Here is a 12,156-nt window from a genome sequence, read left to right as displayed (position 1 = left end):
CTGCGGCACCGCCTCGCGGGTACGGCACGGGCGGCCACCCCCGAGGAGGTCGCGGCCTCCCTGGTGGCCCTGCACGGCAGCGACCCGGCGACGGTACAACCAGGCGGTGACCGCCCGGCAGGACGGGCGGCCCCGGGCGCGGGGCCCCGTTGTCAGTGGCGTCGGCGACCATGGCGGCACGGGATCGTGAGCCAGGGGAGGCGGGCATGACGCGCGGACGGCGGCACATCGGCACGGCGGAGCGGCGGGCCCGGCTGGCCCTGCGGCACCGCCTCGCGGGTACGGCACGGGCGGCCACCCCCGAGGAGGTCGCGGCCTCCCTGGTGGCCCTGCACGGCAGCGACCCGGCGACGGTGCACCTGGCGGTGGCCGCCCGGCTGGCCGAGCCCGCGAAGGCGGTCGCGGAGACGGAGCGGGCGCTGTACGAGGACCGCACGCTGGTGCGGATGCACGGCATGCGGCACACGGTGTTCGTGTTCCCGGCCGGGCTGACGGCCGTCGTCCACGCCTCGACGGGCCTGGCGGTGGCCGCCCGTGAGCGGGCGAGCCTGCTGCGGGACATGGCGGCCGCCGGCGCCCCGGACGCGGTCTGGCTGGCGGAGGTCGAGGAGGCCACGCTCGCGGCGCTGGCCCGGCGCGGCCAGGCGACGGCGGCGGAGCTGGCGGCGGACGAGCCGCGCCTGCGCGAGCAGTTCGTCTACGCGGCCGGGAAGCGGTACGAGGGCGTCCACACGGTGTCGACCCGTCTGCTGCGGGTGCTGGGCGTGGAGGGCAAGGTGGTCCGGGGCCGGCCGCTCGGCTCCTGGACGTCCGGCCGGTTCCGCTGGGCGCCGGCGCCGGCCCATCCCGAGCTGGACGTGGCCGAGGCCCAGGCCGGCCTGCTGCGCCGCTGGCTGCGGGCGTGCGGCCCGGCGACCGAGGCGGACCTGAAGTGGTGGACCGGGTGGAGAGTCACCGACGTCCGCCGCGCGCTGGCCGCGACCGGTGCCGAGGAGGTCGCGCTGGACGAGGGCACGGGGTACGTCGCCGACGGCGACACGGCACCGGTGGCGGCCCCGCAGGAGCCGTGGGCGGCGCTGCTGCCCGCCCTCGACCCGACGGCCATGGGCTGGCAGCAGCGCGACTGGTATCTGGACCCGGCGCTGCGCCCCCTGCTCTTCGACCGCAGCGGCAACGTGGGTCCCACGGTGTGGTGGAACGGCCGGGTGGTGGGCGGCTGGGCACAGCGCGCGGACGGCGAGATCGTGTGGCGGATCCCCGAGGCGGGCGTCCGCCGGGAGGCCGCGGGCGCGGTCGCGGCGGAGGCCGGGCGGCTGCGGGACCGGCTGGGTGCCACCCGGGTCACCCCGCGCTTCCGTACGCCGCTGGAGCGGGAGTTGACGGCATGACAGCCGGGTGCCGGGTGCCCCGCACCGGCGCGGGGCACCCGGCACCGCGGGTGGCTCAGCGCGAGTAACGCATCAGCGCCCGCACCATGTGGCACGTGGTGTCCGACGGGGGGCGCATCCCGATCCGCTCGGCCGTGCCGCGGATCGTCTCGTTGCGGGCCTGGTCCGGCAGGTGGACGCCGGAGTCGAGCAGGGCTATGGCGAGGCGCATGGCCTTCAGGCGCCGGTTGTGCGTGACGTACCACTCGCGCGGCCGCCCGGCCGGCAGCGGTCGCTTCGCCACGGGCTCGTAGGGCGAGTCGAACAGCACGGCGCGCTGGGCGGTGGACTGGGTGGGCAACGGCTTGGGCTTCGTAGCGGCAGCGGGCACAGGCATCCTCCTGTCGCGGTCAGGCAGCCCCCGGGGCTCCGGCGACTTCCTCGAACACTGCTTCCAGTCTACCGGCGGGCACTGACAATCGGGGGTCCGAGAGAGGGGCAAAGCCGCAGGTCGCGCAGGAAATTGACCCACTGTCACGGGTGAGGGTGACGGGACTGCCGAGGTGTCACGAAATCGAACAGAGCCGCCGCCGAGTACCGTGTCCCGTATGGAGATCTGGATCAACCCGGCCTGTTCCAAGTGCCGGAGCGCGCTCAGCCTGCTCGACGCCGAGCAGGCCGACTACACCGTCCGCCGCTACCTGGAGGACGTGCCCAGCGAGGACGAGATCAGGGCCGTGCTGGAGCGGCTGAACCTGGAGCCGTGGGACATCACCCGCACCCAGGAGGCGGTCGCCAAGGAACTGGGGCTCCAGGAGTGGCCGCGGGACGAGAGCGCGCGGGACCGGTGGATCACCGCGCTCGCCGAACACCCCAAGCTCATCCAGCGCCCGATCATCACCGCGGACGACGGAACGGCGCTGGTGGCGCGCACCGAGGAGGCCGTACGGGAGGCCCTCGCCCACAACAAGAGCTGAGGGGTGCTCAACTCCGCTGTGACGCAGGTTACTCAGGTGACTCCTGTAACCGCTGAGTAACCTCGTTCGGTATCTCGTACATAGCGGCGTACGCTCCCCTACCTCTTCAGGAGGCGCGGATGTCGCGCAGGAGAACTCTCGGTACGAAGAAGAAGATCGCGCTGCTCGTCAGCGCCGCGGCGGTGGCGGGCGGCGGAGCCTTCGCACTGGCGTCCACCTCGAACGCCGCACAGAGCCCGCAGCACGCCAAGACGCTGTCCGCCGGGGACTCCACCGTCTGCCAGGGGCTGGCCACGGCCCTCGGCAACAACGAGAAGTTCATCGCGGACCAGAAGGCGAAACCGGACGCGCAGTCGGCGGCCCGGATCGCCAACCGCGAGGCGGTCATCGAGCAGATCAAGGTCCAGCAGAAGGCGGCCGGCTGCACCGTTGGGGAGTCGGCTCAGGACTCCCAGGCGGCTCAGGGCGGCACCGCTCAGCAGGGCGCCGACCAGCAGGCGGGCGGCGACCAGCAGGCGGGCGGCGCCCAGCAGACCGCGCAGCCCTCGGAGACGGCCGCCGCGGGAGACAACGGCGCCGGCGCGGCCTCCGGCCAGCAGGTGTGCAAGGGCTCCACGGTGACCCTCTCCGGCGAGGGCGGCGCCCCGGCGGCGTCCAGCAACCAGTTCCCGGCGGGCACCACCCTGAAGGTCACCAACCTGGACAACAACAAGTCCACCACGGTGAAGGTGACGTCCGTCTCCGGCAGTTGCGTCCTGCTCAACAACGCGGCCTTCGAACAGGTCCGGGAACCGGGCAAGTTCCTCATCCGCCGCGCCGTGATCGAGAAGGTGGGGTGAGGCTCAGGGAGCCGACAGGAAAGCGGTGAGGTGGCGGACCAGGGCCGGCGACGCCGTCTGCGGCAGCGCATGGTGGGAGACGCCCGGCAGTACGGCCGTCTCCGCGTGCGGCAGCAGCGCACCGGCCCGCGCCACCACCTCATGAGGGTCATGGGTCCTGCTGTTCGCGGCCACGAGCAGCAGGACCGGCACCCCCAGGGCGCGCAGCGCGTCCGGCGCCGGGCGGGGGCCGGTCACCGGCTTCGCGGCCGGGAAACCGGCGGCGGCCTCCTGGAGAGCCAGCCAGTCGGGATCGAGCGCCGCTCCCCCGGTCTCCCACTCCAGGAAGGCGCGGACCCGGCGGGGTGCGGGCCGCAGCAGCATGGGCAGCGCGTGCAGCAGGTACGCCGTCTTGAACCCGGCGAAGCACTGGGTCGGGTCCAGGAGGAACAGACGGCGCACCCGGGCAGGCGCGCGCAGCGCGTGGTGCAGGGCGGTCCAGCCGCCGTAGGAGTGGCCGCCGACGTCGGTCGCGGTGACGCCGAGGCCGTCCAGGACGGCGTCCAGCCAGTCGGCCAGGTCGGCGACCGTACGGGGGTGGCGGTCGCCGGCCCGGCTCAGCCCGGGCGCGCCGGGCAGGTCCACGGCGTACACCCGGCGCATCCGGGCAAGTCCGGCGGCCTGCGCGTACCAGGAGGCGGAGGTCGCTCCGCCGCCGCCCGGCAGCAGGAGCAGCGGCGGTGCGTCGCGCGGGCCGCAGACGTTGACGTGGGCTGCGCCGAAGGGCGTGGCGACCGACAGCGCCTCGCGGTCGGCCGGCCACTTCGCCATGACCTTGTCGTACGCAACCCGGTACGCCGCACGGTCGTGCCCGGCCACGGCGCCACCCCCTATCATCTCGCTCAGCAAGATATTCGCCGAGCGAGATGATAGCCGGGAGGCTCCTCGTGTCCACCCTGTCCGGCCCCGCCCCGGAGCCCGAGCTGGAGATCGTCCACCTGCTGCGCGCCGCCACCGTCGAACTCGGCCTGCACAGTGCCCGGTTCGCGAACCGCAACGGCATGCATCCCACGGACGTACGCGCTCTGATCGCGCTCATGGACGCGCGGCGCGCGGGCGAGGAGATGAGCGCCGGGCGGCTCGGCGGCGTGCTCGGGCTCAATTCGGCGGGTACGACCGCGCTCGTCGACCGGCTGGAGCGGGCCGGGCTGGTGCGCCGGGTGCGCGGGCAGCAGGACCGGCGCAGGGTCGTGGTGGAGGTGGAGGAGCGCGCGGTGGAGGTCGGCTGGGCCTTCTTCGGGCCGCTGATCGAGCGGTCGGTGGAGCTGCTGCGCGGCTACGACGACCACCAGCTGGCGGCGATCCGGGACTTCCTCACCGGCGTACGGGAAGCCGCCGCCGGAGCGGAGTGAGCAGCCCGTACGTCACCCGGCCCGACCTCACCGGGTGAGCCCGGACACAGAAAGACCAGGTAACACGGGGTTCACACACGAGCAATGGCCGGGAAACGGCCTGTTGACAGGCTGCGCGGCAGATCGAGCGGCGCCCCGGTGCCGCAGCGCAGCAGCACCCGCGAGTGCGCCCGACCCACCCCCGAAGGATGTGGCCCCGTGACCTTCAAGGCTGAGTACATCTGGATCGACGGCACCGCGCCGACGGCCAAGCTGCGTTCCAAGACGAAGATCATCACGGGTGCTCCGGCCGGTCTCGACGCGCTGCCGATCTGGGGCTTCGACGGCTCCTCCACCAACCAGGCCGAGGGGCACTCCTCGGACTGCGTGCTCAAGCCGGTCTTCACCTGCCCGGACCCGATCCGCGGCGGCGACGACATCCTGGTGCTGTGCGAGGTGCTCGACACCGACATGCAGCCGCACCCGTCGAACACGCGCGCCGCGCTGGCCGAGGTCGCGGAGAGGTTCGCCGCGCAGGAGCCGATCTTCGGCATCGAGCAGGAGTACACCTTCTTCGACGGCTCCCGCCCGCTGGGCTTCCCCGAGGGCGGCTTCCCGGCCCCGCAGGGCGGCTACTACTGCGGTGTCGGCGCCGACGAGATCTTCGGCCGCGAGATCGTCGAGGCCCACCTGGAGAACTGCCTGAAGGCCGGTCTCGGCATCTCCGGCATCAACGCCGAGGTCATGCCGGGCCAGTGGGAGTTCCAGGTCGGCCCGCTCGCCCCGCTGGAGGTCTCCGACCAGCTGTGGGTGGCCCGCTGGCTGCTGTACCGCACCGCCGAGGACTTCGGCGTCTCCGCGACCCTGGACCCGAAGCCGGTCAAGGGCGACTGGAACGGCGCGGGCGCGCACACCAACTTCTCCACCAAGGCGATGCGCGAGGGCTACGACGCGATCGTCACCGCCTGCGAGTCCCTCGGCGAGGGCTCCAAGCCGCTGGACCACGTCAAGCACTACGGCGCCGGCATCGACGAGCGCCTGACGGGTCTGCACGAGACCGCTCCGTGGGACAAGTTCTCCTACGGCGTCTCCGACCGCGGTGCCTCGGTCCGCATCCCGTGGCAGGTCGAGAAGGACGGCAAGGGCTACATCGAGGACCGCCGCCCGAACGCCAACGTCGACCCGTACGTGGTGACCCGCCTGCTGGTGGACACCTGCTGCGCCGCGCTGGAGAAGGCCGGCCAGGTCTGATCCACCCCACTGCACCGAGGGGCGCCCGCTGTCACGGCGGGCGCCCCTCACGCATGTCGCGCCCCGTTTCGCGCCGGCTCCCCGCCACGCGGGTCCGTCGCCGTCCCGGGAAGTGAGACGGCATTCCGGACACGGCCGGCCGCCGTCGCGCCCCTGACCAGGGCGGAACGCCGGGCAACCAGGGGGACGCCCTACCGATTTCACGCCAAGGAAGCGTCCAAGCTGTGAGAGGAGGCTCCTGCCCGCCGCGCACCTCTGCTTCAATGGGCCCATGGCCGGCTTCCTGCAGATCACCGCGACGGGGCGCCACGACCTCGAGCCGTTCTGGCCTTCCCGTCAGCACCACGACTTCGACCGTGTGTGTCGCCGCGCGATGAACGCGCGGGCCCTCTAAAGCCGTACACCCCCGGCCTTCGGCCAGCGCGAAACGACGTACGTCCTCCGGCACGCCCGACCACGAATCGCGGCCGCCGCTCCTCCCGACGAACTCCTCGCGCGAAAGAGCTGACCTGTCATGGCGACCTCTCGTACCCTCACCACCGCCACCCTGCCCACCCCCGCCCCGAACGGCGCCCGGCACCGGCTCCGCGCCGTCGACCGGGACGAGGTGGTCGACGTCGCGGACTTCCTGCCGCCCGGCGCCACCTGGCTGCCCGCGCCGCAGCACACCCTGCCGACCCTGCCGGGCCAGCCGCCGATGGTCGGCTACCTGGTGCTGGTCCCGGCCGACCAGCGGCCCCCGTTCCTGCCGGTCGCGGTCCCGGACCAGCCGGAGCCCGGGGCGGGCCCGGCCGGCACCGACCCGCTGGTGCGGATCGACACCGTGCGGCGCACCGCCAGCGTCGACGGCCGCGAACTCGACCTCACGTACCTGGAGTTCGAGCTGCTCGCCCACCTGGTGGCGCACCCGCACCGGGTGCACACCCGCGACCAGCTGGTCACCACGGTGTGGGGCTACGGCCACGTCGGCGACGGCCGTACCGTCGACGTGCACATCGCCCGGCTGCGCCGCAAGCTGGGCGCCCAGCACCGCCAGGCGATCCAGACGGTGCGCCGGGTCGGCTACAAGTACACGCCGCCGACCGGCCGCTGACCGTTCTGCCGTCGGCAGAGCCGCGCGTCCCCACGGCCCCGGGCCGGGCACCATCCGGGCATGAGACTTCTGGTGCTGGGCGGTACGGAGTTCGTGGGGCGGGCCGTGGTGGAGGCAGCGCTCGGGCGCGGCTGGGAGGTGACCGTCTTCCACCGGGGACGGCACCGGCCCCCGGCCGGGGTGCGGTCGTTGCACGGCGACCGCACCGCGCCCGACGGTCTCGCCGCGCTCGCGGCGGCCGGCGCCGGCTGGGACGCCGTGGTCGACACCTGGTCGGCCGCCCCGCGTGCCGTGCACGAGGCGGCCCGGCTGCTGCGCGGCCGGGCCGGCCGGTACGCGTACGTCTCCAGCCGGTCGGTGTACGCGTGGCCCTGGCCGCGCGGCGCCGCCGAGGACGCCCCGCTGGTCGAGGGCGCCGCCGACGCCGGACCGACGGACTACGCGGCGGACAAGCGCGGCGGCGAGCTGGCCGCCGTCGGGGCCTTCGGCACGGCCGACTCGCTGCTGGTCCGGGCCGGCCTGATCCTCGGCCCGTACGAGAACGTGGGCCGCCTTCCGTGGTGGCTGACCCGGATCGCCCGCGGCGGCCCGGTCCTGGCCCCCGGCCCGCGCGAACTGCCGTTGCAGTACGTCGACGCGCGCGACCTCGCCGCGTGGCTGCTCGGCGCGCTGGAGCGCGGTCTGTCCGGGCCGTACAACCTGGTCGGCCCGCCCGGCCACACCACGATGGGCGAGCTGCTCGAGGCGTGCCTGCGGGTCACCGGCGCGGACGCGGAGCTGCGCTGGACCGATCCGCAGCTCGTCCTGGACGCCGGGATCGAGCCGTGGACCGAGCTGCCGGTGTGGGTGCCGCCGGGCGGCGAGATGTTCGACGCCGTGCACTGCGCGGACGTGTCGCGGGCGCTGGCGACGGGCCTGGTGTGCCGGCCGGTGGGCGAGACCGTGGCGGACACCTGGCGCTGGCTGACGGAGCTCGGCGGCAGCGCGCCCCAGCGGCCGGACCGCACCCGTAAGGGCCTGGACCCTCAGGTCGAGGCGAAGGTGCTGGCCCGGGCCGGGGGTGTACCTGGCACCACCCCCCAGGAGGGGCCCTCGGACGACTGACCCGGCCGCGGCCGTCGGCAAGACTGGCCGCATGAACACCGACAAAGACACAGGCGCCTTCCGCACCCGGGCCAGGGAGGCGCTGCTGGCCGCCGTGCAGGGGCTGGTGCTGGCCGTCGTCGTGCTGCCGTGCGGTGTGGCGTTCCTCGTCCTGACCCTCGTCTCCGTCGCACTCATACCGCTCGGCGTCGGCCTCGTCACCACTCCGGCGGTCCTCACCGGCGTACGGGCGCTGGCGGACGCCCGCAGGAGGCTCGCGGCCCAGTGGTGCGGGATCCGGATCCCGGCGGCGTACCGGCCGCTCCCGCAGAGCGCCAACCCCTGGACGCGCACCGTCGCGCTGCTGCGGGACCCGCAGGTACGGCGGGACGTGCTCTGGCTGCCGGTGGACATGACCGCGGGCTTCGTCACCGCGCTGGTGCCGGCCGTGCTGGTGTTCTACCCCTTCGAGGGCTTCGCGCTGGCGGCCGGGCTGTGGCGGACCATGACCGGCGGCCCGTACGGGAAGTACGGGCCGTACTGGTACGGCTTCGTCCCGGTCAGCGGACAGCCGACGGCCCTCGCGGCAGGCGCTCTCGCAGCCGTGCTCCTCCTCGTCGCCTACCGCTTCACCCCGCGCATGCTCACCGCGCACTTCCAGCTCACCCGGGCGATGATCGGCGCCCCCCACGCCGCACTCGCCGAGCGGGTCCGGGTGCTGACCGAGACCCGGCGGGACGCGGTCGACACCTCGGCCGCCGAACTGCGCCGCATCGAACGGGACCTGCACGACGGCGCCCAGGCCCGGCTGGTCGCCATGGGCATGGACCTCGGCACCATCGAGATGCTGGTCGAACGGGACCCCGCGCAGGCGAAGCGGCTGCTCGCCCAGGCCCGCCGGAACTCCGCCGAGGCCCTGGCGGAGCTGCGCGACCTGGTGCGCGGCATCCACCCGCCGGTGCTCGCCGAACGCGGGCTCGGCGACGCCGTACGGGCGCTGGCGCTGCGGCTGCCCCTGCCCACGGAGGTGACCGTGGAGCTGCCCGGCCGCGCGGACGCGCCGGTCGAGTCGGCCGCCTACTTCGCGGTGAGCGAGGTGCTCACCAACGCCGTCAAGCACTCCGGTGCCGACCGGGTCCGGGTCGACGTGCACCACACCGACGGCCGGCTGCGGATCATCGTCACCGACGACGGCCGGGGCGGCGCGGCGGCCGGGACCGGTTCGGGGCTCGCCGGGATCGAGCGCCGGCTCGGTACCTTCGACGGAGTCCTGGCCGTCAGCAGTCCCGCCGGCGGTCCCACCATGGTGACCCTGGAGATCCCGTGCGTGTTGTCCTAGCCGAAGACCTCTTCCTGTTGCGCGACGGGCTGGTGCGGATGCTGGAGGCCTACGGCTTCGAGATCGCCGCCGCCGTCGAGTCCGGGCCGGAACTGGCCCGGGCGCTGGCCGAGTCGGCGCCGGACGTGGCGGTGGTGGACGTACGCCTGCCGCCGACGCACACCGACGAGGGTCTGCAGTGCGCGCTCGCGGCCCGGCGGGCGCGGCCCGGGCTGCCGGTGCTGGTGCTCTCGCAGCACGTGGAGCAGCTGTACGCGCGCGAGCTGCTCGCCGACGGCACGGGCGGGGTCGGCTATCTGCTGAAGGACCGGGTGTTCGACGCGGAACAGTTCGTGGACGCCGTACGGCGGGTGGCGGCCGGCGGGACGGCGATGGACCCGCAGGTGATCCAGCAGCTGCTGTCCCGGCGGTCGGCCGGCGACCAGCCGCTCGCCCGGCTGACCCCGCGTGAGCGGGAGGTGCTGGAGCTGATGGCGCAGGGCCGGTCCAACGCGGGGATCGCGGCCCAGCTCGTGGTGACGGAGCGGGCGGTCGCCAAGCACACCTCCAACATCTTCGCCAAGCTGGGCCTGGAGGTGTCGGACGACGACAACCGGCGCGTGCTGGCGGTGCTCGCCCATCTGGACCGCGACCGGTGACCCGCCAAGTCCGCTGTTTCTGAGGGGAATTTGTGAGACCGGTGAACACCTCCGGGGCGGCGTCCGTATGGAAGGACGCCGCTTCACTCCTGTCGGGCGCCTCGATGCTGCCCCGCAAGGAAGTCAGAGGAGTTCCATGGGACGCAACACACGAAAACGCCGTACGCCGCTGGCCACCAAGGCCATTGCCGCATCGGCGGCCCTAGCGCTCGGTGGGGGCGGGCTGATCTGGGCGAACTTCTACGCCTCGGCGCACGAGTCGAACAACCAGTCGTGGGGAGGCAACCAGACCAAGGCCGCGACGGCGCAGGTCGCGACCATCTCCTGCCCGGACGTCGGCCAGAAGCTGACGAACGTGCCGAACGCGGCCCGTCAGGGCGTGGCGGCGGAGCTGGCGAACCTCGACAAGCAGATCACCGAGGCCTACAACCGGCTCGCCTCCACCAGGAACGCCCAGCAGCAGGACGCGAGCTTCGTACAGAACGCGATCGTCGGCCCCCTCAAGGAGAAGCGGGCGGCGACGATCGACCGGATCCGCATCGACATCCAGCGGGTCGGCGGTTCCTTCGACAACGCGCTCAAGCAGCTCGCCGCCTGTACGACGCAGACCGCCAACCAGACGAACGCCGGCGGCCAGCAGCAGAACGGCGGCCAGCAGCAAAATGGCGGCCAGCAGCAGAACGGCGGTCAACAGCAGAACGGCGGCCAGCAGCAGGGCCAGAACGGTCAGCAGGGCAACATCGGCGGGCAGGCCGGCAACGGCCCGGTCGCGGCGGACTTCGTCGACATCACCAAGGTGGCGCCGAACGTCCAGGGCAAGCCGCGCAGGACCGGCAACGCCTCGACCGGTACGTTCACCACCCGCTGCGGCGTGAACGCGAACAAGAACTTCAACACCGACAACGTGATCGTGGCGCCCGGCGTGACCAACGGCGCGCACCACCTGCACGACTACGTCGGCAACCAGAAGGTCAACGCGTTCTCCAGCAACAACACGTTCCTGCAGGGCGGCACCAGCTGCCAGAACCGCAGCGACCTGTCGTCGTACTACTGGCCGGTGGTCCGCGTCCAGGACGGCACGCAGGACTTCGACCAGAACAAGGACGGCGGCGGCAAGGAAGGCAACGTCGGCCGCATCCTGACCCCGGTCCAGGCCCAGATCAAGTACGTGGGCAGCCCGGCCAGCAAGGTCGTCGCGATGCCGCAGTTCCTGCGCATCATCACCGGTGACGCCAAGACCACCACCAACGGTCTGGCGAACGCCAACGCGCACTGGAGCTGCACCGGCTTCGAGAACAAGGTCCAGCTGACGCAGCAGTACCCGATCTGCCCGCAGGGCAGCAAGGTGGTGCGCTCGTTCGCCTTCCAGAGCTGCTGGGACGGGCAGAACGCCGACAGCGCCAACCACCGCACCCACGTGGCGTTCGCCGACCCGGCGAGCGGTGTCTGCCCGAACGGGTTCAAGGCGATCCCGCAGCTGACCATGCGGCTCGTCTACAACATCAACCCGCCGACCATCCAGAACGGCCAGGTGAAGAACGCCTACGCCGTGGACGGCTTCCCGGAGCAGCTGCACAAGGCGGCCACGGACCACGACGACTTCATCAGCGTCACGAAGAACGGTCTGGCCAACAAGATCGCCAACTGCATCAACCGCGGTCAGAACTGCGCGTGATCCGGTAACGGACGCAGGACAGAAGGCCGGTGACGAACCCCCCTCCCGTCACCGGCCTTCGTCATGCCCCGGCACTCCCGTCAGCCGCTGTGCGCGTGGTGGTCGGTGCCCTCCTCCAGGTCGCCGCCGAGCGTGCCGCGCAGCGCCTTGACCACCCCGTCGTCGCCGACGGCGACCCACTTGCGGCCGACCAGGTAGTGACCGCCGTAGTCCTTCGCGTCGTTGATCCACTCGCGCTGGCCGCGGTCGGTGGCGAAGGTGGCGAGGATGAATTTGCCGTCGCCGTTGCGGCAGATGGCCTGGCGGATCTCGTCGGCGTCGGTCTGCATGTTCGGCGTGCACTTCACCTCGGCGGCCAGACGCTCCAGGCTGCCGGTCGCGGTGGGCGGCACCGACTCGCTGCTCCCGCCCGAGCCGCAGCCCGCCAGCGTCAGCACGGCCGCGGCGCCGAGCAGCAGTCCTGTCAACCTCATCTGTTCCTCCGGTCCTGGTGTGCCAAGCATGCCCCAGCTCCTTCGGATACG

14 protein-coding genes are annotated in these 12,156 nt (G+C 72.9%); 11 read left to right on the top strand and 3 right to left on the bottom strand.

Annotation, left to right across the window (positions count from 1 at the left end):
• Nucleotides 1-206 precede the first annotated feature (206 nt).
• Complete coding sequence (locus ACIP4Y_RS04305) at nucleotides 207-1,388, top strand: winged helix DNA-binding domain-containing protein (protein ID WP_401387524.1); 1,182 nt, start codon at nucleotides 207-209, stop codon at nucleotides 1,386-1,388.
• Between the two features lie 55 nt (nucleotides 1,389-1,443).
• On the opposite strand, the gene ACIP4Y_RS04300 is transcribed toward ACIP4Y_RS04305, so the two are convergent.
• The gene (locus ACIP4Y_RS04300; protein ID WP_401387521.1) at nucleotides 1,444-1,758 is read right to left on the bottom strand and encodes a hypothetical protein; all 315 of its coding nucleotides are present in this window, start codon (nucleotides 1,756-1,758) and stop codon (nucleotides 1,444-1,446) included.
• A gap of 217 nt (nucleotides 1,759-1,975) precedes the next feature.
• Between ACIP4Y_RS04300 and ACIP4Y_RS04295 the strand changes: the two genes are divergently transcribed.
• On the top strand, nucleotides 1,976-2,344 hold the full coding sequence (locus tag ACIP4Y_RS04295) for an ArsC/Spx/MgsR family protein (protein WP_401387518.1): 369 nt from the start codon (nucleotides 1,976-1,978) through the stop codon (nucleotides 2,342-2,344).
• 119 nt (nucleotides 2,345-2,463) lie between these two features.
• A complete protein-coding gene (locus ACIP4Y_RS04290) occupies nucleotides 2,464-3,183 on the top strand; it encodes a hypothetical protein (RefSeq protein WP_401387515.1) in 720 nt (239 codons plus the stop codon).
• A 3-nt stretch (nucleotides 3,184-3,186) separates the two neighbouring features.
• Here the strand turns inward: ACIP4Y_RS04290 and ACIP4Y_RS04285 are convergent, their stop codons facing one another.
• On the bottom strand, nucleotides 3,187-4,059 hold the full coding sequence (locus ACIP4Y_RS04285; RefSeq protein WP_401387512.1) for an alpha/beta fold hydrolase: 873 nt from the start codon (nucleotides 4,057-4,059) through the stop codon (nucleotides 3,187-3,189).
• 50 nt (nucleotides 4,060-4,109) lie between these two features.
• Between ACIP4Y_RS04285 and ACIP4Y_RS04280 the strand changes: the two genes are divergently transcribed.
• The 8 genes from ACIP4Y_RS04280 to ACIP4Y_RS04245 all read left to right on the top strand — a co-directional run bounded on the left by ACIP4Y_RS04280 (nucleotide 4,110) and on the right by ACIP4Y_RS04245 (nucleotide 11,632).
• Entirely contained in the window at nucleotides 4,110-4,574 is a 465-nt protein-coding gene (locus ACIP4Y_RS04280) for a MarR family winged helix-turn-helix transcriptional regulator (RefSeq protein WP_401387509.1), read from the top strand.
• 198 nt (nucleotides 4,575-4,772) lie between these two features.
• Nucleotides 4,773-5,804, top strand: a complete 1,032-nt coding sequence (gene glnII / locus ACIP4Y_RS04275) for a glutamine synthetase (RefSeq protein WP_401387506.1) — start codon at nucleotides 4,773-4,775, stop codon at nucleotides 5,802-5,804.
• A gap of 271 nt (nucleotides 5,805-6,075) precedes the next feature.
• Nucleotides 6,076-6,198, top strand: a complete 123-nt coding sequence (locus ACIP4Y_RS04270; protein ID WP_358640659.1) for a hypothetical protein — start codon at nucleotides 6,076-6,078, stop codon at nucleotides 6,196-6,198.
• Between the two features lie 120 nt (nucleotides 6,199-6,318).
• Nucleotides 6,319-6,897, top strand: coding sequence for a winged helix-turn-helix domain-containing protein (locus ACIP4Y_RS04265; protein WP_401387503.1), 579 nt, complete (start codon nucleotides 6,319-6,321; stop codon nucleotides 6,895-6,897).
• Nucleotides 6,898-6,957: 60 nt separating this feature from the next.
• Nucleotides 6,958-8,001, top strand: coding sequence for an NAD-dependent epimerase/dehydratase family protein (locus ACIP4Y_RS04260; protein WP_401387500.1), 1,044 nt, complete (start codon nucleotides 6,958-6,960; stop codon nucleotides 7,999-8,001).
• A gap of 31 nt (nucleotides 8,002-8,032) precedes the next feature.
• Complete coding sequence (locus tag ACIP4Y_RS04255) at nucleotides 8,033-9,319, top strand: sensor histidine kinase (protein ID WP_401387497.1); 1,287 nt, start codon at nucleotides 8,033-8,035, stop codon at nucleotides 9,317-9,319.
• Nucleotides 9,304-9,957, top strand: coding sequence for a response regulator transcription factor (locus tag ACIP4Y_RS04250; protein ID WP_358640667.1), 654 nt, complete (start codon nucleotides 9,304-9,306; stop codon nucleotides 9,955-9,957). The genes ACIP4Y_RS04255 and ACIP4Y_RS04250 overlap by 16 nt, the downstream gene beginning before the upstream one ends.
• Nucleotides 9,958-10,093: 136 nt before the next feature.
• Nucleotides 10,094-11,632 carry a DUF1996 domain-containing protein gene (locus ACIP4Y_RS04245; RefSeq protein ID WP_401387493.1) on the top strand — a complete coding sequence of 513 codons (1,539 nt, stop codon included), beginning with the start codon at nucleotides 10,094-10,096 and terminating at the stop codon, nucleotides 11,630-11,632.
• An 80-nt stretch (nucleotides 11,633-11,712) separates the two neighbouring features.
• Here the strand turns inward: ACIP4Y_RS04245 and ACIP4Y_RS04240 are convergent, their stop codons facing one another.
• Entirely contained in the window at nucleotides 11,713-12,105 is a 393-nt protein-coding gene (locus tag ACIP4Y_RS04240; protein WP_401387490.1) for a hypothetical protein, read from the bottom strand.
• Between the last annotated feature and the right edge of the window lie 51 nt (nucleotides 12,106-12,156).

Source organism: Streptomyces sp. NPDC088810 (genome assembly GCF_044750305.1).
GTDB lineage: Bacteria > Actinomycetota > Actinomycetes > Streptomycetales > Streptomycetaceae > Streptomyces.
The sequence above is the reverse complement of the archived record's forward strand: the minus strand, read 5'-3'. Positions and strand labels throughout refer to the sequence as shown.